This is a genomic window from Bradyrhizobium sp. GW821-FHT12B03 (assembly GCF_058807535.1).
In genome coordinates this window covers 36,076-56,906 of sequence record NZ_JBXAQU010000002.1, presented here as the reverse complement: position 1 = coordinate 56,906, position 20,831 = coordinate 36,076, and the positions used below count along the sequence as shown (strand labels likewise).

23 protein-coding genes are annotated in these 20,831 nt (G+C 64.7%); 6 read left to right on the top strand and 17 right to left on the bottom strand.

The window, feature by feature from the left end; genetic code table 11:
* Nucleotides 1-17: 17 nt before the first annotated feature.
* Genes AC1RUR_RS04385 through AC1RUR_RS04370 form a run of 4 tightly spaced genes read left to right on the top strand, consistent with a single transcriptional unit; the run spans nucleotide 18 to nucleotide 4,510 of the window.
* Nucleotides 18-1,238: a cytochrome P450 gene (locus AC1RUR_RS04385; protein WP_492841710.1), complete on the top strand. Its 1,221-nt coding sequence runs from the start codon at nucleotides 18-20 to the stop codon at nucleotides 1,236-1,238.
* A 34-nt stretch (nucleotides 1,239-1,272) separates the two neighbouring features.
* Nucleotides 1,273-2,595, top strand: a complete 1,323-nt coding sequence (locus tag AC1RUR_RS04380) for an MFS transporter (protein ID WP_492841708.1) — start codon at nucleotides 1,273-1,275, stop codon at nucleotides 2,593-2,595.
* 3 nt (nucleotides 2,596-2,598) lie between these two features.
* Entirely contained in the window at nucleotides 2,599-3,261 is a 663-nt protein-coding gene (locus AC1RUR_RS04375; RefSeq protein ID WP_492841706.1) for a sulfite oxidase-like oxidoreductase, read from the top strand.
* A 25-nt stretch (nucleotides 3,262-3,286) separates the two neighbouring features.
* Nucleotides 3,287-4,510: a bifunctional alpha/beta hydrolase/OsmC family protein gene (locus tag AC1RUR_RS04370; protein WP_492841704.1), complete on the top strand. Its 1,224-nt coding sequence runs from the start codon at nucleotides 3,287-3,289 to the stop codon at nucleotides 4,508-4,510.
* 10 nt (nucleotides 4,511-4,520) lie between these two features.
* On the opposite strand, the gene pdxR is transcribed toward AC1RUR_RS04370, so the two are convergent.
* Nucleotides 4,521-5,951 (bottom strand): MocR-like pyridoxine biosynthesis transcription factor PdxR, encoded by a 1,431-nt coding sequence (gene pdxR, locus AC1RUR_RS04365; RefSeq protein ID WP_492842392.1) that lies wholly within the window; start codon nucleotides 5,949-5,951, stop codon nucleotides 4,521-4,523.
* Nucleotides 5,952-6,052: 101 nt separating this feature from the next.
* Between pdxR and AC1RUR_RS04360 the strand changes: the two genes are divergently transcribed.
* Nucleotides 6,053-6,967 (top strand): DMT family transporter, encoded by a 915-nt coding sequence (locus AC1RUR_RS04360; protein WP_492841702.1) that lies wholly within the window; start codon nucleotides 6,053-6,055, stop codon nucleotides 6,965-6,967.
* On the opposite strand, the gene AC1RUR_RS04355 is transcribed toward AC1RUR_RS04360, so the two are convergent.
* The 12 genes from AC1RUR_RS04355 to AC1RUR_RS04300 all read right to left on the bottom strand — a co-directional run bounded on the left by AC1RUR_RS04355 (nucleotide 6,946) and on the right by AC1RUR_RS04300 (nucleotide 17,914).
* On the bottom strand, nucleotides 6,946-8,004 hold the full coding sequence (locus tag AC1RUR_RS04355; RefSeq protein ID WP_492842391.1) for a YeeE/YedE family protein: 1,059 nt from the start codon (nucleotides 8,002-8,004) through the stop codon (nucleotides 6,946-6,948). The two genes, AC1RUR_RS04360 and AC1RUR_RS04355, sit on opposite strands and share 22 nt — an antisense overlap.
* A gap of 2 nt (nucleotides 8,005-8,006) precedes the next feature.
* Entirely contained in the window at nucleotides 8,007-9,011 is a 1,005-nt protein-coding gene (locus tag AC1RUR_RS04350) for a quinone oxidoreductase family protein (protein WP_492841700.1), read from the bottom strand.
* A 64-nt stretch (nucleotides 9,012-9,075) separates the two neighbouring features.
* The gene (gene paaK / locus AC1RUR_RS04345) at nucleotides 9,076-10,407 is read right to left on the bottom strand and encodes a phenylacetate--CoA ligase PaaK (RefSeq protein WP_492841698.1); all 1,332 of its coding nucleotides are present in this window, start codon (nucleotides 10,405-10,407) and stop codon (nucleotides 9,076-9,078) included.
* A 32-nt stretch (nucleotides 10,408-10,439) separates the two neighbouring features.
* On the bottom strand, nucleotides 10,440-10,889 hold the full coding sequence (paaI, locus tag AC1RUR_RS04340; protein ID WP_492841696.1) for a hydroxyphenylacetyl-CoA thioesterase PaaI: 450 nt from the start codon (nucleotides 10,887-10,889) through the stop codon (nucleotides 10,440-10,442).
* A gap of 55 nt (nucleotides 10,890-10,944) precedes the next feature.
* A complete protein-coding gene (gene paaE / locus AC1RUR_RS04335; protein ID WP_492841694.1) occupies nucleotides 10,945-12,027 on the bottom strand; it encodes a 1,2-phenylacetyl-CoA epoxidase subunit PaaE in 1,083 nt (360 codons plus the stop codon).
* A gap of 2 nt (nucleotides 12,028-12,029) precedes the next feature.
* Nucleotides 12,030-12,533, bottom strand: a complete 504-nt coding sequence (gene paaD / locus AC1RUR_RS04330; protein WP_492841692.1) for a 1,2-phenylacetyl-CoA epoxidase subunit PaaD — start codon at nucleotides 12,531-12,533, stop codon at nucleotides 12,030-12,032.
* Entirely contained in the window at nucleotides 12,527-13,303 is a 777-nt protein-coding gene (gene paaC / locus AC1RUR_RS04325) for a 1,2-phenylacetyl-CoA epoxidase subunit PaaC (RefSeq protein ID WP_492841690.1), read from the bottom strand. Before paaC ends, paaD begins: the two co-directional genes overlap by 7 nt.
* The gene (gene paaB, locus AC1RUR_RS04320) at nucleotides 13,303-13,590 is read right to left on the bottom strand and encodes a 1,2-phenylacetyl-CoA epoxidase subunit PaaB (protein ID WP_140980859.1); all 288 of its coding nucleotides are present in this window, start codon (nucleotides 13,588-13,590) and stop codon (nucleotides 13,303-13,305) included. Before paaB ends, paaC begins: the two co-directional genes overlap by 1 nt.
* 10 nt (nucleotides 13,591-13,600) lie before the next feature.
* Complete coding sequence (gene paaA, locus AC1RUR_RS04315) at nucleotides 13,601-14,593, bottom strand: 1,2-phenylacetyl-CoA epoxidase subunit PaaA (protein WP_492841688.1); 993 nt, start codon at nucleotides 14,591-14,593, stop codon at nucleotides 13,601-13,603.
* A gap of 76 nt (nucleotides 14,594-14,669) precedes the next feature.
* On the bottom strand, nucleotides 14,670-15,536 hold the full coding sequence (paaX, locus tag AC1RUR_RS04310; RefSeq protein WP_492841686.1) for a phenylacetic acid degradation operon negative regulatory protein PaaX: 867 nt from the start codon (nucleotides 15,534-15,536) through the stop codon (nucleotides 14,670-14,672).
* 132 nt (nucleotides 15,537-15,668) lie between these two features.
* The gene (locus tag AC1RUR_RS04305; RefSeq protein WP_492841684.1) at nucleotides 15,669-16,439 is read right to left on the bottom strand and encodes an esterase/lipase family protein; all 771 of its coding nucleotides are present in this window, start codon (nucleotides 16,437-16,439) and stop codon (nucleotides 15,669-15,671) included.
* A gap of 188 nt (nucleotides 16,440-16,627) precedes the next feature.
* The gene (locus tag AC1RUR_RS04300) at nucleotides 16,628-17,914 is read right to left on the bottom strand and encodes a DUF445 domain-containing protein (RefSeq protein ID WP_492841682.1); all 1,287 of its coding nucleotides are present in this window, start codon (nucleotides 17,912-17,914) and stop codon (nucleotides 16,628-16,630) included.
* Here AC1RUR_RS04300 and AC1RUR_RS04295 point away from each other — a divergent pair.
* Nucleotides 17,913-18,131: a hypothetical protein gene (locus tag AC1RUR_RS04295; protein ID WP_492841681.1), complete on the top strand. Its 219-nt coding sequence runs from the start codon at nucleotides 17,913-17,915 to the stop codon at nucleotides 18,129-18,131. The genes AC1RUR_RS04300 and AC1RUR_RS04295 overlap by 2 nt on opposite strands.
* On the opposite strand, the gene AC1RUR_RS04290 is transcribed toward AC1RUR_RS04295, so the two are convergent.
* The 4 genes from AC1RUR_RS04290 to AC1RUR_RS04275 form a co-directional block, all read right to left on the bottom strand.
* Nucleotides 18,113-18,568, bottom strand: a complete 456-nt coding sequence (locus AC1RUR_RS04290; protein ID WP_492841679.1) for a phasin — start codon at nucleotides 18,566-18,568, stop codon at nucleotides 18,113-18,115. The genes AC1RUR_RS04295 and AC1RUR_RS04290 overlap by 19 nt on opposite strands.
* Nucleotides 18,569-18,775: 207 nt before the next feature.
* Nucleotides 18,776-19,369 carry a GNAT family N-acetyltransferase gene (locus AC1RUR_RS04285; protein WP_492841678.1) on the bottom strand — a complete coding sequence of 198 codons (594 nt, stop codon included), beginning with the start codon at nucleotides 19,367-19,369 and terminating at the stop codon, nucleotides 18,776-18,778.
* The gene (locus AC1RUR_RS04280; protein WP_492841676.1) at nucleotides 19,366-20,448 is read right to left on the bottom strand and encodes a PHA/PHB synthase family protein; all 1,083 of its coding nucleotides are present in this window, start codon (nucleotides 20,446-20,448) and stop codon (nucleotides 19,366-19,368) included. Before AC1RUR_RS04280 ends, AC1RUR_RS04285 begins: the two co-directional genes overlap by 4 nt.
* Nucleotides 20,445-20,828 carry a hypothetical protein gene (locus AC1RUR_RS04275; RefSeq protein ID WP_492841675.1) on the bottom strand — a complete coding sequence of 128 codons (384 nt, stop codon included), beginning with the start codon at nucleotides 20,826-20,828 and terminating at the stop codon, nucleotides 20,445-20,447. The genes AC1RUR_RS04280 and AC1RUR_RS04275 overlap by 4 nt, the downstream gene beginning before the upstream one ends.
* Between the last annotated feature and the right edge of the window lie 3 nt (nucleotides 20,829-20,831).

Below are 20,831 nucleotides of genomic sequence, written 5' to 3'. Positions count from 1 at the left end.
GAAGGGATTCCCCGGCCATGTCCGACGTCAGCCAGCCTGTCGCCCATCCGCCCGTCACCGACTGGGTCAACGATTTCGATCACACCGATCCGCAATGGACGGAGGATCCATTCTCGATCTGGGAGGAGCTGCGCGCCGCAAGCCCGGTGGTGCACACAAAGCGCTTCCTCGGCTGTTACATGCCGACGACCTATGACGCCGTGCGCGAGATCGCCAACGACAGCGAGCATTTCTCATCACGCCGCATCATCGTCCGCGATGTGCGGCCGGAGATCGCGAGGAATGCCGCCCCGCCGATCACCTCCGATCCTCCCGTGCACAAGCCGGCCAAGCAGTTGCTGCTGCCGCCCTTCACGCCGGACGCGATGAAGAAGCTCGAGCCGCGGGTCCGCGCCATCTGCAACGAGCTGATCGACGGGTTCATCGCCGACGGCAAGGTCGACGCAGCCGCACGCTACGGCAAATACATCCCGGTGCGGGCCATCGCCCATATGCTCGGCATTCCCGAGAGCGACAGCGACCTCTTCGTCAACTGGATCCACATGATCCTCGAGCTCGGCATCAAGGACGAGACCAAGCTGCTCCAGGCCGTGCACGAGATGAGCGCCTATTTCAGCGCCCATATCGAGGAACGCAAAAAGAAGCCGACCGACGACCTGATCTCTTATCTGATGAACGCCAAGGACAAGGAAGGTAACCCGCTCGAGGATTCGCATGTGCTGGGTTCGCTGCGGCTGCTCCTGATCGCCGGCATCGACACCACCTGGAGCGCGATCGGGTCCTCGCTCTGGCACCTCGCCCGGACGCCGGCCGATCGCGAGCGCCTGATTGCCGAACCGGCACTGATCCCGACCGCCGTGGAGGAGCTGCTGCGGGCCTATTCGCCGGTGACCATGGCCCGCGAGGTGGTCAAGGAAACCACGATCTCGGGCTGCCCGGTCAAGGCGGGCAACATGGTGCTGCTGTCCTTCCCGGCCGCGAATCGGGACCCCAAGATGTTTCCGGACGCTGACAAAGTCGTGATCGACCGCCGCGAGAATCGCCACGCCGCCTTCGGCCTCGGCATCCACCGCTGCGTCGGTTCCAACCTTGCGCGCATGGAGATGCAGGTTGCGCTGGAGGAATGGCTGAAGCGCATTCCGGACTTCCGGCTCGATCCGGCAGGCACCGTGACGTGGTCGCAGGGCACGGTGAGAGGCCCCCGGCAGTTGCCATTTCTGCTGGGAAAGGCGATGTAGGCCTCTCCAACGGAGATACGGAGAGAGGCCGGACGTGACTGAGCAAGCAACCCAACCGGCCTCCGACCACATCGACATCGCCGACGCAGAGCGGCGCATCAAGGCGATCTTGATCGGCTCGATCGGCAATCTCGTCGAGTGGTACGACTTCTACGCCTATACGGCATTCGCGCTCTACTTTGCTCCGGCCTTCTTCCCCGGCAACGATCCGGTCGTCCAGCAGTTGAATGTCGCCGTCGTATTCGCAGCGACCTTCCTGATGCGGCCCCTGGGCGGCTGGTTGTTCGGCTACCTTGCCGACCATTTCGGCCGTCGTATTTCGCTGACGCTGTCCGTCGTCTTCATGTGCTTCGGCTCGCTGATCATCGCGCTGACGCCGACCTATGCCACGATCGGCTTCGCCGCGCCGGTGATCCTGGCGCTCGCCCGCGTCATCGAGGGCCTGAGCCTCGGCGGCGAATATGGCGCCAGCGCCACTTATCTCAGCGAAGTCGCCGATCCCAAGCACCGCGGCTTCTATTCGAGCTTCCAGTACGTCACGCTGATCGGCGGCCAGCTCACCGCCATCATCGTGCTGCTGCTCCTGCAAAAGGTCTTCCTGACCCCGGAGGAGCTGAGGGCCTGGGGCTGGCGCATCCCGTTTGCGATCGGCGCAGCGCTCGCGATCTTTGCCGCGGTGATGCGCCGCGGCCTGCACGAGACCGAGGCGTTCGAGGAAGCCAAGAAGGTGGTGAAGCCGACCGGCTCGATCACGAACCTGCTGAAATACCCGCGGGAGCTGTTGCTCGTGGTTGGTCTCACCGCCGGCGGCACCGCAGCGTTCTACACCTTCACCACCTACATGCAGACGTTTGTGAAACTCTCGGTCGGGCTGACCGAAGACCAGACCACCTTCGTGATCTTCGGCACGCTGATCTTCGCCACCATCCTGCAGCCGATCTACGGCGCCATCTCCGACAAGATCGGCCGCAAGCCGCTGCTGATCTTCTTCGGCGTCGCCGGCACGCTGGCGACCGTGCCGCTGCTGATGACGCTGAAGGAGACCAAGTCGCCCTTCATGGCCTTCATCCTGATCTGTGCCGCCTGGCTGTTCGTCGCCGGCTACACCTCGATCAACGCCGTGGTGAAGGCCGAGCTGTTCCCGACCAATGTCCGCGCGCTCGGCGTCGGCCTGCCCTATGCCATCACGGTCTCGATCTTCGGCGGCACGGCTCCGGCGATCGCGCTCTACTTCAAGAGCATCGGGCACGAGGAGTGGTTCTACTATTATCTTGCCAGCATCATCTTCCTGTCGCTGATCATCTATTCCACCATGCGCGACACCAAGCACGCCTCAGCAATGCATCGCCACGAGTAGCTCATGGCCGACGACAACGAGCCGCCCGACAGCAAGCTGACGCGCACCAAGGAGAAGTGGGCGCGCGAGGGCCGCTTCCTCACCGGCAAGATCACGCGGCCAGAGGAGCAGCGGCTGCCGCCCGGGCAGCACCTCACCAAGGACTGGCCGGTGCTCGACCTCGGGGTCATGCCGCCGGTCTCGCGCGAGCGCTGGCGGCTCGACGTCTATGGCGCGATCGAAAACCCCGTGTTCTGGACCTTCGCCGAGTTCACCGCGCAGAAGCAAGACCAGTTCACCTCCGACATCCACTGCGTGACGACCTGGTCGCGTTACGACAACCAGTGGGAGGGGCTTGCAACGCGCGAGTTGCTCACGATCTGCCAGCCGCGTGAGGATGCACGCTTCGTCGTGCTGCATTCCTATGACGGCTACACCACCAACCTCGCGCTGGAGGACTTCGCCGCCGAGGACGCGCTGCTCGCCCATAGCTGGTCGGGGCAGCCGCTGACGGAAGAGCATGGCGGCCCGGTGCGGCTGGTCGTGCCGCATCTGTATTTCTGGAAGAGCGCCAAATGGCTCCAGGCGATCGAGTTCCTGACCGAGGACGCGCCGGGCTTCTGGGAGGTCCGCGGCTACCATAACCGCGGTGATCCCTGGGCCGAGCAGCGCTACTCGGGCGATTAGATTCAAACAAGAACGGGGGAAGCCCATGCCGACGGAACGCTTTCAATTCACCGGCGAGGGCGGCCATCAGCTCGCGGCAGCACTCGAGCTGCCGGACGGCGAGCCCACGGCCTTCGCGCTGTTTGCGCACTGCTTCACCTGCGGCAAGGACACGCTGGCGGCCAAGCGCATCTCGGTGGCGCTCGCGGCCAAGGGCATCGCGGTGCTGCGCTTCGACTTCACCGGCCTCGGGTCCAGCGAGGGCGATTTCGCCAACTCGACGTTCTCCTCCAACGTCGCCGATCTCGTGCGCGCGGCCGATCATCTGCGTTCGACACGCAAAGCGCCGTCCATTCTGATCGGCCACAGCCTCGGCGGCGCGGCGATCCTGGCTGCGGCTGGACAAGTTCCCGAGGCCAGGGCTGTAGTGACCATTGCTGCGCCATCCGACCCGGCCCACGTCACCGGCCTGTTCAGGGAGCACGTCGACGCGATCCGCACCCAGGGCGAGGTCGAAGTGTCGCTTGCCGGGCGTCCATTCCGCATCAAGCGCGAGTTCCTCGACGACATCGCCGAGCATGAGCTGATGAAAGACGTCACCGGCCTGCACAAGGCGCTGTTGATCATGCAATCGCCTGTCGACGACACCGTCGGCATCGACAACGCGACCAAGATCTTCGTTGCGGCCAAGCACCCCAAGAGCTTCGTCTCACTCGACCACGCCGATCATCTCCTGACCAAGCCGGCCGACGCGCTCTATGTGGCCGAAATGATCGCGGCCTGGGCCAGCCGTTACATCGACGTAGCAAAGCCCGCAAAGGCGATGGATCTCCCCGAGGAACCGCGGAAGGTCGTGGTGCAGGAGACCCGCAAGAGCAAGTTCAACCAGATCATCACCGTCGGTCCGCATCGTCTGGTGGCGGACGAGCCGGTTGCGGCCGGCGGCGAGGATGCCGGTCCCGGCCCCTATGACTTCCTGCTCGCCGGCCTGGGCGCCTGCACCTCCATGACCATGCGTCTCTATGCCGACCGCAAGTCGCTGCCACTGGACCGCGTCACCGTCACGCTGAAGCACTCCAAGATCTACGCCAAGGATTGCGAGGAATGCGAGACGCGCGAGGGCATGCTCGACCAGATCGAGCGCGATATCGCGATGGACGGGGCGCTCGATGCCAAGCAGCGCGAGAAGCTGATGGAGATCGCCGACAAGTGCCCGGTGCACCGCACGCTGACCTCGGAAATCCGCATCGTGACGAAGGCGATGGATTAACGCGTAGTCGCTAGAAACACGATGCCATCGTCCGCACGGCGGCGCTGATCTCGTTCTCGCGCCAGGCTGCAAAGCCGAGCAGCAGGCCATGATCGCGTGGCTTTCCGAGTGACAGGCTGGACAAGGCGCGCGTTACGACGCCCGCGGCGATCAGGCGCTTGACCGCAGCCTGATCGGCGCGGCCGTGCTTGAGACGGGCAACGAGCTGAATGCCGCCCGAAGGCACCTCGGCCGTGAGCACCTCGCCGAGGTGCCGCTCCAGCCCCTCGACGAGATGATCGCGGCGCGCATGATAGAGCCGCCGCATCCGGCGCAGATGCGCCAGGAAATGCCCGTCGGCAATGAACTCGGCCAGCGCTTCCTGGACATGGCTGGGTGCGATCAGCCCGATATGCCGCTGCGCGATCTCCAGGGTGCTGACCAGCGCCGGCGGCACCACGAGGTAGCCGAGCCGGATATCCGAGGTCATCGCCTTCGAGAACGTTCCGACGTAGAATACGCGACCGTGGGCGTCCAACCCCTGCAAGGCCGGCACCGGCCGGCTGTCGTAGTGGAATTCGCCGTCGTAATCGTCTTCCACGATCCAGGTCTTGCCGGGCTTGCTCAACCCTAAGAATTCGGTGCGGCGGGCCAGCGACATCAGCCGGCCCGTCGGATGCTGGTGCGATGGCGTCATGAAGATCAGTGTTGGAGCTGGAAGCCCCGGAATCCGCTGCATGCCCTGCTCGTCCAGCGTGATACCGGTGAGCCGCGCGCCGGACGCGCGGAAGGCTGCTGCTGCGCCCGGATAGCCCGGGTCCTCGACCCAGACCTCGTTGCCGGGCGTGATGACAGCAGCCGCAATCAAGGTCAGCGCGGCCTGAGCACTGGGCAGGATCAGGATCTGATCGGCCGTGGCGCGAACGCCTCTGCTGGTCGCGAGATACTGCGCCAGCGCCTCGCGCAGGCGTGGGCGGTTGACCGGACCGAGCTCGCGCCTGGCCGCACGCACAGCGCTGCGGCGCAGGCAGCGGGCCCAGACCTCGTTCGGAAACTCCCTGAAATCGCCATGCCCCGGCCGCAGGGGTTTTAGCGGCGCCAGGTAGGACATCGGCCAGTCCGCCTGCTTGAGCTTTGAGGCCCAGGGCGACAGGCGCGGCGTACTGGAGCGGACACGCGATGTCGCGGCGCCAGCTGCTTCGATAGGCTCACCACCGTCGACCGTCACCACCGGGCGCCGTCCGTGCGACGCTGCCAGATATCCTTCGGCGGCGAGCTGCTCGAATGCGTAGGTGACGGTGTTGCGGGAGACGCCGAGATCGCCCGCGAGCTGGCGGCTCGACGGCAACGCGCGGCCTTTCCCTATGCGGCCACTTCCGATCAGCTCCCTGAGCTGGCTCGTCAGTTGAGCCGTCAGCCCTTCCTCACCGGTCCGCTTCAGCTCGATCAGGCCGGCGACCATCTCTTCTGGAACTGGCACCTTGTTCCTTTGCGATCTGGCACTTTTTCTAGTGCCAGCCCGGATGCTATCCGCCAGGTCGGACTGCTTCAAGGACTTCCGAGATGAACGCACTGTCACCCCGCGCGGCCGTCGGCCTGTTCCTCATCGTCGTGCTGGCCTGGGGCGTGAACTGGTCGGTCACGAAACAGCTCGTCCAATTCCTTCCGCCCCTGTGGACTTCGGCGATCCGGAGCTGGATCGCACTGGCTGGATTGTTCGTGATCCTCGGACTGAGCAACAATCTGGTGATCCCGGAACGGCGCGACATTCCCGTGGTCCTGAGCGTCGCGCTGCTGCACATGACGGTGTTCTCGGTCCTGGTTGCGGCCGGTGTGCGCTTCCTGCCTGCGAGCAAGGCCATCGTGCTCGGCTACACCACACCGCTCTGGGTCGCGATCGCCGCCCCCGTGCTCGCGAAGGATACACTGACCGCGCCAAAACTCGCCGGCGCCCTGCTCGGATTGATCGGCCTTGCCGTGATTCTGAACCCGGCATCGATCGACTGGGCCAATACCAATGTCGTGCTCGGCGCCGGCATGGTCATCCTGGCTGCGATCTCATGGGCCGCGAACATCATCTATATCCGCGCGCATCGCTGGATCGCCTCTCCGCTTCAACTGCTGATCTGGCAGGTGCTCGTGGCGACGATCGTCCTGACTGTCAGCGCGACGGCCACGGACGGCCTGCCACACGCGGAATGGTCGTGGAGACTCGTGCTGCTGTTCCTGTATTCCGGCCTGATCGGAACGGCGCTCGCCTATTGGGCGATGTCGATGGTCAACAAGAGCATCTCGGCACTGACGACATCGCTCGGCACCACGGCAACACCACTCGTCGGCATCGCCAGTGCCGCGATCCTGCTGGGCGAACCGATCGACGTGAGCCTGGCTGTCGCGGCCGGACTGATCGTTGCCGGCATCGGCCTTGCGACGCTGGGCGACCGGCTGCTGCGCCGTCAGGCCATCGCGAGGGGTTGAACGCGCAGGCTTCCGCGCAAGCCCGCGGTGGTGCCGAGCAGGATGCCGGCAAGCGCCACGAACGAGCCCAGCGCCAGCGTCGACACGCCGGTGAGCCCCTGCCCGATCGAGCAGCCGAACGCCATCACGCCGCCGATCCCCATCAATGCAGCGCCGCCGGCCGAGCGCAGCATGTGGCGCGGCGAGGAATAGCCTTCGAGATGAAAGCGCCCCGTGGCAAGTGCTGTGACCAGACTGCCGGCGAAGACGCCGGCGACGGTCGCAATGCCGAAGTTGAGCGTCAGGCCGGTCGAGAGCATCGCGTATTGCAGCGCATCCGCGATCGGCGCAATGAAGGTGAGCGAGGTCACCGGGACCGGATTGAAATCGTCGGCGCCGAGATAGCCGGTGACGAACCAGCCGCTGGCGACGAGGAGACCGACGATGATTCCCGCCGCGACCTGGCCCGACGAACGGCGGAACGCCGGATCGGAGAACGCAAACAGGATCAGCGCGACGACGATCACGGCGGCGGCAATCGCGCGCGAAACGGCTTCGGCGGCTCCCAGCGTTGCCAGCAGCGACGGCAACGAATTGATGTTGACGGTGGTCTGCGTGGCCTGGACCAGCGCGATGCGCGCTGGCGCGATCAAACCCTTGAGCGTCATCTGCGCGGCGATGGCGAGCACGGTCACGACGACGAAGGATCGGAGATTGCCGCGGCCGAGCAGCACCAGCGCACGCGAGCCACAGCCGTTCGACAGCACCATGCCGTAGCCGAACAGCAGGCCGCCGAGGAACAGCACCGGCGCCGAGAAGGATTGTTGCAGGTAGATCGACTTGCCGAGATCGACCATGCCGTTGCCGGCGAGGAACTGGCTTGCGGCGATTGCGACAGCGACCGCCAGCGCATAAGTCCGCACCAGCCGCCCGTCGCCTTCGGCAAGCCAACCGCGCATGCTGCTCATCAGGCAGAAGCCGCTGAGCAGTCCCACGGCGCCATAGACCAGGCCGATCATCAGGCCGGCGAAGATGACGAGTTGCGCGGACGACTCCATGGTCACGGCTTCAGGATCACCCGGTCGCGCGAGGAGCCGGCGACCGCCACATACGCCTCCTTGGCGCGCTCCAGCGGATAGAGCGCATTCGCCCTGATCGGGAACGGCTTCAGGTGCCCGCTCGCAAAGCCGGGACCGAGGTCGCGCAGCACGGCGCCCGTCGCGATCGAGGACAGGCCGAGCGTGTCGATACCCACGTAAGTGTGCTGGCCGCGATAGAATTCGAGGATGTTGAACTGCACGATGCGGTCGATCGCGGCGATCAGGATCTGACGGCCGCGCAAGGCGAGCGACTTGTGCGCGGCCTGGAAATAGGGATCTCCGACCGTGTTGAAGACGATGTCGGCACCCTTGCCGCCGGTCGCTTCGCGCACCCGCGTGGCGACATCGGTCGCGGAGGCATTGATCACCTCGATGGGCGCATTGCTGTGGCCCTCGTAAGGTTCCGCCTTGCGCACCACGCCGATGACGCGCGCGCCCTGCCACGTCGCGATCTGCACCGCGGCCTGGCCGACCTTGCCGTTGACGCCGAACACCAGAACGGTCTCACCGGCCTTCGGCACGCCGGCGCGGCGAAAGCCTTCCATCGCGGTCACGAACGGCACGCCGATGCCGGCGGCCTCCTCCCAGGACACCGTCTTGGGCTTCTCCACCACCGCGTCGGCCTCGACGACGAGATGGCTGGCGTGAGTGCCGTCGCGGCGAATGCCGAGATCGCCGGAGGAACCGAACACCTCGCGGCCGACCGTGCCGGCCGGCCCATCGATCACCACGCCGGCGTAATCGCGGCCTGGCGTGCGCGGGAAGACGGCATAGGGCATCAGCCCGGTCGCGGCCTTGACGTCGGACGGATTGACGGCGGCGGCCTTCACCTCGATCAGGAGATCGTTTGGACCGCGCGTGAGCGTCTGACGCTCGACAACCGGCGCAAGCGTGGCCGCATTTTCGGCCTTGGCATTGAGGCGCACACAGCGCGCTTCGACGGCTTTGGGATCAGCTGATGACATGGAAAGACCCGCGATTTCTAGCGGGCCTTGTCGCCCTTACGGGTGGTCAAGTCAATCCGTCAAGTCAATCCTTGGGCCGCTTGTCGTAGAGCCGCTTGGCCTTGCCGAGCGAGCGCTCCAGCGTGGCGGGCGCGACCACCCGCACATTGGAACTGATACCGATCGTGTTCTTGATGTGGGTCGAGATCCGGTCGGCATGATCGAGAAGCCCCTGGCCGTCCCAGCTCTCGGGCCGCGCCTCGGCGATGATGGTCAGCTCGTCCATGCGGCCTTCGCGGGTCAATTCGAGGATAAAATGCCCGCCGCACCAGTCGGTCGCCAGCAGCACCTCCTCGATCTGGGTCGGAAACAGATTGACGCCACGCAGGATGATCATGTCGTCCGAACGGCCCGTCACCTTCTCCATCCGCCGCATGCCCGGCCGCGCCGTGCCCGGCAGCAGCCGCGTCAGATCACGGGTGCGATAGCGGATCACCGGAAAAGCTTCCTTGGTGAGCGAGGTGAAGACGAGTTCGCCCTTCTCGCCGTCCGGCAGCACCGCACCGGTCTCGGGATCGATCACTTCGGGGTAGAAATGATCCTCCCAGATATGCAGGCCGTCCTTGGTCTCGATGCACTCTTGTGCGACGCCAGGGCCGATCACCTCGGACAGGCCGTAGATGTCGGTCGCATCCATGTCGAAGGCGTCCTCGATCTCGCCGCGCATCGCGTTGGTCCACGGCTCGGCCCCGAAGATGCCGACCTTGAGCGAGCACTGGCGCGGATCGAGCTTCTGGCGCTTGAACTCGTCGAGGATCGCCAGCATGTAGCTCGGCGTCACCGTGATGATGTCGGGCCTGAAGTCGTTGATGAGCTGGACCTGCCGCTCGGTCATGCCGCCCGAAATCGGCACCACCGTGCAGCCGAGCTTTTCGGCACCGTAGTGGACGCCGAGGCCGCCGGTGAAGAGACCATAGCCATAGGCATTGTGGATGATCATGCCGCTGCGACCGCCGGCGGCACGGATCGAGCGCGCCATCACCTCCGACCAGGTGTCGATGTCACGTTGGGTGTAGCCGACGACGATCGGCTTGCCTGTCGTGCCGGAGGAGGCATGCACGCGCACCAGCTTTTCGCGCGGCACGGCGAACATGTTGAAGGGATAGTTGTCGCGCAAATCGGTCTTTACCGTGAACGGAAATTTCGCGAGATCGGAGAGCTCGCGAAAGTCGGACGGATGCACACCGGCCGTGTCGAACGCCTTACGATAATGCGCGACGTTGTCGTAGGCATGCTTCAGCGACCAGCCCAGCCGCTGCTTCTGCAATGCCATGATCTCGTCGCGTGAAGCGCGCTCATGCGCGTCCATCTCGGCGCTATAGGCGGTGCCACCTTCCTTGAGCCCGGTCAGAGCCATCCTCGTTTCCCCACATTGGTCCGTTCTTGTCTTTATTGGTCTTGTGCCGGCAGCCACGTGCCGGGAATGACGCGCGAATGCCCGCGGAATTCCGCAATGAGCGTGTCGCCGGCGGTGACGCGCACGTCGTAGATGCCGGAGCGGCCGCCGCGGGTGATCTCTCTTGCCTTCGCGACGAGACGATCGCCGAGCTTGCCGGGCTTGATGAAAGTGATCTGGCCCTGCGCCGCCACCACGCGCTCATTGTGCGAGTTGCAGGCAAACGCAAAGGCCGAATCGGCAAGCGTGAAAATGAAGCCGCCATGGGCGATGCGCTGGCCATTGACCATGTCCGGCCGCACCGTCATCGCCAGCGTCGCCAAGCCCGGGCCGATTTCGACGATCTCCATGCCGAGACCTTTGGAGGCGTCGTCCTCCGCCCACATCGCATCGGCGCAGGCACGGGCAATATCCTCAGGCGACAGGGCGGCTTTGAGGCTCACGCGCTTCTCCCGGCCAAATCTCTGCACATGATGTTCTGCTGGTTGGCCAAGGCTGTCAAACGTGGTCGTAGTCAACGACAACCCGCTCGGAAGACGGCTTGGCCTGGCAGGTGAGAACAAAACCGGCCTTCAACTCCCATGGCTCCAGCGAATAATTGATATCCATCGGCGCTTCGCCCTCGACCAGCTTGGCGCGACAAGTCGAGCACATGCCGCCCTTGCAGGCGAAAGGCAGATCGACGCCGGCGCGCAGCGCGGCATCGAGGATCGCCTCATCGTCGGCGACCGGCACGTCGCGGCGCTTGCCGTCGATGATCAGCGAAGCGATCGCCTTGGGTGGCGCATCGGGCGCCACGGCCTTCTTCGGCCGCGGCTTGCCGCCGAATTCCGAGACGAAACGCTCGACGTGGATGCGCTCCTCGGCGATCCCGAGATCGCGGCAGGTCGCCTCGATGTCCTCGCTCATGCCAGACGGACCGCAGATGAAGAGATGATCGATGCTTACCGCCGGCACCAGCGAGCGCAGCAGCACCCTCACCTTGTCGCCGTCGAGCCGGCCGTGCAGGATCGGAATGTCCTGCTCCTCGCCGGAGATGACGTGAAAGATCGAGAGGCGGTCGATGAACCGGTCCTTGAGCTCCTCAAGCGCCTCGAGGAACATGATGTTGTCGGTTGAGCGATTGCCGTAGAACAGGAAGAAGCGGCTATCCGGTTCGCGCGCGAGCACGCCCTTGACGATCGACAGGATCGGCGTGATGCCGGAGCCGGCGGCAAAGCCGACATGAATCCGTCCCGTATCGGCCGGTGCGACCACGCCGAAGCGACCCGTCGGCGTCATCACGTCGAGCTCGTCGCCGCATTTGAGTTCATCGGCGGCCCAGCTCGAGAACGCACCGCCATCGACCTTCTTCACCGCGATGCGGATCTCGCCGTCGTCGGGGCCCGAGCAGATCGAATAGGAGCGTCGCACCTCTTCGCCGTCCAGCACGGTGCGGAGCGTGAGGTACTGCCCGGGGGTGAAAGCGTAATCGCTGGCGAGCTCGCCGGGGATGGCGAAGGTCATCGAGACGGCATCAGAGGCTTCCTGGCGGAGATCGTTGACGGCCAGGCGATGGAAGCGCGGTGCGGCTGCGGACATGGTCAATGACACTTGAAATAGTCAAACGGTTCGCGGCAGGCCTTGCAGCGCCAGAGCGCCTTGCAGGAGGTCGAGCCGAATTCGGACAGGAGTTCAGTCTTGTCGGAGCCGCATTGCGGGCACGCGATGGCCTGCTCGCCGAACAGCGCACGCCGTGAGCTCGAGGCTTGCGGCGGTGCGATGCCGTAGGCGCGCAGCTTGCGGCGGCCCTCCTCGCTCATCCAGTCCGTGGTCCAGGCCGGCGATAGCACCGTGCGTACTTTGGATTGACGGAAACCGGCGCGCTCCAGCGCGACCTCGATTTCGAGCGCGATCATGTTCATGGCCGGGCAGCCCGAATAGGTCGGGGTGATCGTAACCTCGACATGGTCGCCGTCGAGCACGACATCGCGGAGCACGCCGAGGTCGGCGATCGTCAGCACCGGAATTTCAGGATCGACCACGCTCGCCGCGGCATCCCAGGCGCGCTGGCGCAGATCAGCACGGCCCTCGAGCACCGTCACCATGTCTGCCCCGGAAAGGTACGCTGCATCGATTGCAGCTCCGACAGGAGGTGGCCGAGATGCTCGCCATGCCGGCCGACACGGCCGCCCTGCTGCATCCAATCGTTCCGCGGCAGCGTGAGCGTGGCTTCGCCGACGACATCGGAGAGCGTCGTCAGCCAACGCCCGCGCAAAACACCGGGATCGATCGCGACACCCGCATGGATCAGGGCGCGTTCGCCGTCATCGACGGCAAACATCTCGCCGGTGAAGGCCCAGAGGTGATCGATCGCAGCTTGCGTTCGCGCGTGGCTCTCGTCCGTGCCGTCGCCGAGCCTGATGATCCATTCCGAGGCATGGCGCAGATGATAGGCGCTCTCCTTCTCGGACTTGGCGGCAATGGCGGCAAGCGTCGTATCGCGCGAAGTCATCATTGCGCGCCAGTAGAGGTCGGCGAAGGCGGAATAGAAGAACTGCCGCGCCAGGGTGTGGGCGAAGTCGCCGTTCGGCTGCTCGACCAGCAGCAGATTGCGGTACTGCCTGACGTCGCGCAGGTATGCGAGCTTGTCCTCGTCGTTGTCCTTGCCTTCGGCCTTGGCGGCGTAGGTGTAGAGTTCGCGCGCCTGGCCGATGAGGTCGAGCGCGATGTTGGAGAGCGCCATGTCCTCTTCCAGCATCGGCGCATGCCCGCACCATTCCGACAGCCGGTGACCGAGGATCAGCGCGTCGTCGGCACGGCGCAGGGCGTAGAGCACCAGCGGCGTTTCGGAGACCTCGGTGTTGGCGGTTGGCATCACATGTGCCCCACTTCTTCCGGCACGTCATAGAACGTCGGATGCCGGTAGATCTTCGATTCCGCCGGCTCGAACATCATGCCTTTCTCGGCGGGGTCGCTCGCGGTGATCGCGGTCGACGGTACGACCCAGATCGAAAGACCTTCGCCGCGCCGGGTGTAGATGTCGCGCGCGGCCTGCAGGGCCATGGTGGCGTCGCTCGCGTGCAATGATCCCACATGCTTGTGCGCGAGCCCATTGCGGCTGCGAATGAAGACTTCCCACAGCGGCGTGTTCGGCGTGGCCATCGTGATCTCCCTATTCCGCAGCTTGTGCGGTCCGGCGCTGCGCGCGCTTTGCGACATAGGCAGCCGCCGCCTCGCGCACCCAGGCGCCCTCATCGTGCGCCTTGCGACGCGCCGCCATGCGGTCCCGGTTGCACGGGCCATTGCCAGCGAGCACCTGCTTGAATTCGGTCCAGTCGATCTCGCTGTAGCGCCAGTGCCCGTCGGCATCCTGAATCATGCCGGGATCGGGAATGGTGAGACCGAGATATTGCGCCTGCGGCACCGTGGCATCGACGAACTTCTGGCGCAGCTCGTCATTGGAGAAGCGCTTGATCTTCCACTTCGTCGAGGTGTCGCTGTGCTGGCTGGTGGCATCGGGCGGGCCGAACATCATCAGCACCGGCCACCACCAGCGGTTCAGCGCATCCTGCGCCATCGCCTTCTGCTCGTCAGAGCCGCGGCACAACGTCAGCATGATCTCGTAGCCCTGGCGCTGGTGAAACGACTCTTCCTTGCAAACGCGGATCATCGCGCGCGCATAGGGGCCGTAGGAGCAGCGGCACAGCGGGATCTGGTTCATGATCGCGGCGCCGTCGACCAGCCAGCCGATGGTGCCGATGTCGGCCCAGGTCAGCGTCGGATAGTTGAAGATCGAGGAATATTTGGCCTTGCCCGCGAGCATCGCGTCGACCAGTTCTTCGCGCGAGGCGCCGAGGGTTTCGGCGGCGGCGTAGAGATAGAGCCCGTGGCCACACTCGTCCTGCACCTTGGCGAGCAGCGCAGCCTTGCGGCGCAAGGTCGGCGCGCGCGTGATCCAATTGCCTTCGGGCAGCATGCCGACGATTTCGGAATGGGCGTGCTGGGAAATCTGGCGGGTGAGCGTCTTGCGATAGGCCGCCGGCATCCAGTCGTTCGGCTCGATGCGCTCCTCGGCATCGATGCGGGCCTGGAACTGCGCAGCCTTGCCTGCGTCCTCCAGACCGCGATCTTCGGCGTCGGCCGTGTTCAGCGCCTGGGTGTACATGCGCGTCCTCCCGTTTTATTGGGAGACAACATATAACAAAAATTACGTCATGCAAGATATTTCTGTAACATAAAGATCAGGCGCCGAACCTCCGTTCCAGGAGTTTTCGCGCCGGCGGCAATGGCCCCTTTTCATTGGTTCCATGGCCATCAAGCCATTGCTCCGACGGAGCAAGCAGCGCGCGATAGATCTCGCCACAGAGTTCGCGGGCGGCCCTGCCTGGCCAATCCGCGGGAAGCAGGCTCTCGGGCAGCAGCGGATCGCGCAGCACGACGCGGCGATAGTGGTGGATCAGCAGGATCCGGGCGGTGAAGGCGTCGGCGTCGGACAGAGTCGTTCCGCGGCCAATCGCGGCGCGCAGCGGCTCGAACGTCTTCATGAACTTCAGATAGGCATCCGCGGTGCGCTTCAGCGGCCAGCTCGCACTGAGCAGGCGGCGCCCGCTGTCGTCCTCGGCGGAGACTTCGAGACGGATGGCACCCGCAGCCTCGTCCGGCATCGGCACGCCCGACGGCGCAACCCAGACGCCCGGGAGCGGACTGCCGAAGCCGGCATTGCGCAGCGCCTCGCGCGAGGCGTCACGGTCCTCGCCATTGCCGATCAGCAGCAGCTCGAAGCGCCCGGTCCAGTCCGACGGTGGCGGATCGTAGATGTGCCGCGTTGCAGCCTCAAAGGTCTGGTGGCCCTTGTCGGCGAGACGATAAAAACTGTTGCGGCCGACCTTTTCGCGCGTCAGCCAGCCATCGGCCGCCAGGCGCGACATCGCGGTGCGCACCACGCCGCTGTCGATATCAAGGCTCTGGAAGAATTCCAGCAGCGTGCCGAGCCACACCACACCGCCGCGCGGCACGATGGCGTCGCCGAACACGGTGATGACGATCGATCCGGTGCGCGACGGCTCGCGCTTGAGCTGGTCGATGATGCGGGAGAGCGGATGCGCCATGCGCGAGGCATAGCGCGTTTAATGCGGGCGCGACAATGGACGGGAACGACGATGTTGCGGACCCCCTCCCCTTCTCCCCGCATCCGCCTTTGCTAAAGCTTCGGCGGACATGCGCGGGGAGAGGCGAAGAAGCTACCGGTGCGGGTCGGGATACGCCAGGCTGCGCCAGCCGCTGCGGTCGAAGGGCTCCCACTGGCCCTCCTGCTGCGCGAGCCGGTCAGCCACGGCATAGACCGCGGCGGGGTGATGTCCCATGCCGCAATGGCTGCTCTCGATCTCGATGCTTTCGGTCTCGGCGCCCGACTTCTCCATGCAGCCCTGCCAGGCGCAGACGCCGTCGGTGCGGCTGAAGATGGCGGTGGTCGGCACCGGCGGCGGCACGGCGAGCTCGCCGCCAAAGCGTGGATCGACCTGATCCGCCTTCTGTCCGCTTGCCCATTCATAGACCTGCCAGGCATTGGTGGAGCGCGGATCGCCGGCAAACGGACTGCCGAGGGTGATCACCTGACGCACGCGCTCGGGCATCATCTTGGCGAGCTGGCGCGCATAGAGGCCGCCGAGGCTCCAGCCGACCAGGCTGATCTTGCGGCCGTGCGTGTCGCTGAGCTCCTGGACCAGATCGACCATCGCCTGCTGCACGCCCGGACGCAGGCCGTAGTTGCGGCCCTGGCGCCAGCCACTCACTGCGTAGCCCTTGCCGGACAGAAAGGTGCGCAGCGCCCGCGTGGACACGTCTGAGGCCACCAGGCCGGGCAGCACCAGCACCGGATGCCCATCGCCACGCGGCGCGAGGCTCAGCAGCGGCAGCGCGCCGAGGAATGCGCCGAACTCGTGGATCGCGCGCCCTTCCAGAAACATCAGGGTACGGGACGGCGGACGCAGCGTCTGGGCAGTAGCGGTCATCAATGTTTTCCCTGAGGAGGCGCCGGCTGCGATGCCGGCAAATGGGCATGAATTCCAATACGCCGGCTTCTTGAACGTTCCGCAGCGCAGCATGAATCAGCTAGGCGGCCGGTTCCCGACATTCAAGCGGGAGAGACGCGAAGCCACAATAGGTCCGCGCGTTAATGCTAACGTCCGTGACGCAAAAGTCACAGCAATCGAAGCAGGGATTCTACGGAGTAGAGCGCAAGCCCGGCGAGGCCGCCGATCAGCGAGCCGTTGAAACGGATGTATTGCAGGTCGCGGCCGATGTTGATTTCGATCAGCGAAATCAACTGCGCCATGTCCCACGCCTTGACCTGGTCGGAGATGAAGGTGGAGACGCCGCTCTTCTGGTCGGCGACGAAGCTGCGCAGCACCGCCACTAGGCCTTTGTTGATCTCGCCGCGCAGTTCGGCATCGCCGGCCAGCGCTTCACCGGCGGAGACGAACATGCCGGCGAGATGATGCTGAAGCACCTGTGTCTCACCGGAAGCGCTGCGCTCGATGAAGGAGCGGGTGTTGGCCCAGACGGTGCGGGCGAGATCGGCAAGCTCGGGCCGCGCCAGCAGATCGCGCTTCAAGCCGTCGATGCGGTCGATATAGGCCTGGTCGGTGCCCAGCCGGTCGACGAAGCTCAGCACCATGCGGTCGAACTCGCCGCGGAACGGATGCTTGGGATCGCTGCGCACCTCATTGAAGAAAGCGGTGGCGGAGGCAACGATCTTGTTCACCAGAAATTTGTCGGCGCGGTAGAGCCGAAGCAGGGTCGGCAATTCCGCGCGCACCTTCTCGCGGATCATCGCCATCGTTTCCGTCTGGTTCAGCGTTTCGTGCATCACGCGCAGGAGATCGTCGAACAGGATCTGGTGCCGCCCCTCGGCCACGAAGCCGCGCAGCGTGCCGGCCGCGAGCGGCGCAAGGTCGATCGCCTGAATCTGCGAGGACATGCGGCGGATGATGAAGGTCATCAGGCCCGAGCTTTCCGTCGCCGAGACGGCCTCCGGCAGCAGACGCAGCGCGAAGCGCGCAAGGTCGTCGCTGCGCTTGCGGTCGCGCAGCCAGTCGGCGACGAAGGAGCCGAAATCGATCTCGTTCAGCTTGGCCTCGACGGGACCTGCCTCGAGGAAATGCACCTGGATGAATTCGCCGAGCTTGTCGGCGATGCGGGCCTGGTTGCTCTGGATGATCGCGGTATGCGGGATCGGCAGGCCGAGCGGCCGCTTGAACAGCGCGACCACGGCATACCAGTCGGCGAGCCCGCCGATGGTCGCGGCCTCTGCAAAGGCCGCGATGAAGCCGAACACCGGGTGCACCGGCAACAGCCATTTCGCGGCGACGAACAGCGCCAGCGTCGAGGCCAGCACCAGCGTCGCCAGCGCCTTGACGCGGCGCAGCTCCGCCGCGCGTTCGGCGTCGCCAGGGGTGTCGAAGGAGAAGGTGGCGGGTGAGTCCATGACTGCATCACAGTACTCCGTCATTGCGAGCGAAGCGAAGCAATCCAGAATCTTCCCCGGAACGACGCTGGATTGCTTCGTCGCAAGGGCTCCTCGCAATGACGGCGGAGACGATGGCGGCTGCGGCGGCGCAAAAGCCAAAACAAAAGGCCCGCCGAAGCGGGCCTCAAAATTCAGTTTTTCAACACAGGCGCCAGATCAGGCGGTCTTGTTGTAGACCTTTGCAAAGTTGTCCTGAGCGGACTTCGCACCGTTCGCGGCGAGCTTGCCGAAATAGTCGGTGGTCGCCTTGGCGCGCGAGACCAATGCTTCGCCGCGGGAGCGGAGCAGGCTCGACTGGATCTCGACGGCTTCGCTGAACGACTTGGCGGACGCCAGCTTGTCGATGCCCGTGAAGAACGCCTCGGCGTCTTCGTAGATCGCCTGCTGGATGTTGCGGCTGATCTTGCCGGCTTCAGTGACGGACTCGGTCACCGCATTCTCGACGGCGGCGGTCACGCGCTCGGAGCCAGCGAACACCTCGGCAGCACGGTCCTTGGCGGTGTTGGCAGTCTTCTTGACGAATTCGCGGGCGGCCTCGGGAACTTCCAGATTCTGGATGTTCTTGAAAGCGTCTTTGAAGCCCTCGAAAGCGGTGTTGGTTTCGGTGGTCATGGGGTTCTCTCCATCCTCATTGGGTTGAGCTATGGGCTCACCCCGTCCTCGATGGCCCGGGGCACGGCTTATATGACATCGTTAATGGTGCGATGCAATATCGATATTGCACTGCGATATCACGAAATCGTGAATAGCCTTAACGGGAGGCAATATGATGCCTCCCTAGCCAATTGTTCCCGACGATCGACCGCCGGACCGCGGTCTCTAGTGCTGGACCGCGCCCGGCACGCCATAAGCCTCCATCTGGGCCTGGACCTGTGCGATGTTGTGGCCGAGCACGACGATGTCATGGGTCTTGCCCTCGACGTCCCGGACGTGGTCGCGCAGCAGCGCCTCGGCCTTGAAGCCGAGGCTTTCAAACAGAGCGATCGCCGCCTGCTGGTCCACCGTCATCTGGACCGAGAGCTTTTCCAGGCCTGCGCCGAGCGCGAGCGCAAAGGTCTCCTGCGACAGCGCCCGGCCCACCCCCTTCCCGCGCATATCGAGCGAGACCACCATCCGAATCTCGCCGACATGGGGCGACCAGGAATGCGGATCGCGCACCAGCGTGCCGCAGCCGAGGACCTTGCCGCCCCTCACCGCGAGCAGGCTCGTGATCGCGCCGCGCTCGATCTCCTTGACCCAGGCCGAGAGCACCTTCGGCTCGCTGATGTTGCGTGGCAGGAAGAGCAGATCGTGGGTCGGCAAGCCCTTGCCGAACGCCAGCACCGCGGCTTCGTCCGCGGGCGCCATCAGGCGAATCTCGATGTCGCCGGCCTCGGTCTTGACCTGACGCGGATAGGAACGCTGCTCACTCATGTCGATCTCTTCCCCAGCCAGGAGTCCAGTTTCGGCCACAGCCGCTTCACCGCATTGGCGCCGGCGACCAGCGAGACGTGACCGCCCTTGAGCATCACCTCTTCCTTGTCAGTCGATCCGATCTTGGCGATCAGGTGCTTTGCGGCATCATACGGCACGATGTGGTCGTGCTCGGCGACCGCGTGCAGAATCGGCACCTTGATGTCTTCGAGCTTCGCCGCGCGGCCGCCGACCGACATGGTGTCGTTGAACAGCTTGTTGTCCCACATCAGGTCCTTAGTGATGGTGCGGAAATATTCGCCCGCCAGCGGCAGCGTGTCGGTCGCCCAGCGGTCGAACATCCGGTAGGACTTGACGAACTCGTCGTTCCAGATGTTCTCCCAGAGCTGGATCTGGCTCACCGTACGCGAGGCCGGACGCAGCATCTCGAACGAGGACAAGATCATCTCCGGCGGGACGTTGCCGACGCTGTCGACGAGGCGATCGACGTCGAAATACCGGCGGTCCGAGAAGTTCGAGAACAGCTTCATCTCGCGGAAGTCGATCGGCGTTGTGAAGCAGATCAGATTCTTCATCGGCCCGTCCTTGTGGATCGCGCCGTAAAGCAGCGACAGCACGCCGCCGAAGCAATAGCCGACGACGGAAACGTCCTGCTCGCCGGAATCCTGCTGCACGCGGCGGACGCAGTCCGGGATGAAGTCGAGGACATAATCCTCCATCCGCAGGCTCTTCTCCTCCGGCCGGGGCGCACTCCAGTCGAGCATGTAGACGTCGTAGCCGCGCCTCAGCAGGAACTCGATGAAGCTCTGGCCGGGCACGAGGTCGAGGATGTAACCGCGATTGGTGGTCGCCATCACGATCAACACCGGCACACGGTAGATCTCGTCCGACATCGGCCGATAGTGGTAGAGACTCATCGTACCGCGCGAATGCAGCACGTCCTTCGGCGTCGCGCCGAGCGTCGGGCCGGAGGTCGAGAAATATTCGACGCCCTTGATGCTTCGCTGGATTGCCCGCTGCACCTCGGACTGGATGCGTTCCGGGATGGATGCGAAATCTAGGCCGGTGGGTGCGTTCATGCCTGCCCTCCGCCCTCGGACGGCGGACGCTTCGTCCGCGGCGGTTTCGGCGCCCCGTCGAAGCCTTGCGATATCCCGGAACTCGCGGCGATCTGGCTCAACATCGATTTCATCTCGCCGATCTGGGCTTCGATCGACTGGAGCCGCTCCGCAAGGCCCGTCACCTGCTCCCGGCTCGGCAGGTTCATCGAGACGAGATATTTCTCCATGAGCTCGCCGAGCTGCTTCTGAGCACCTGCAGCAACTCCGCCCGCGCGGTTCATCGCCTGTGAAAATTGGGGCGAGGACATGGCCTGGTTGGCGAAGGAGTTGAACCCCTTCTCCATCTCACCCATCATCTTCTGCCACATGGCGACGGGGTCATTGGTCTTGTCGGTCATCGG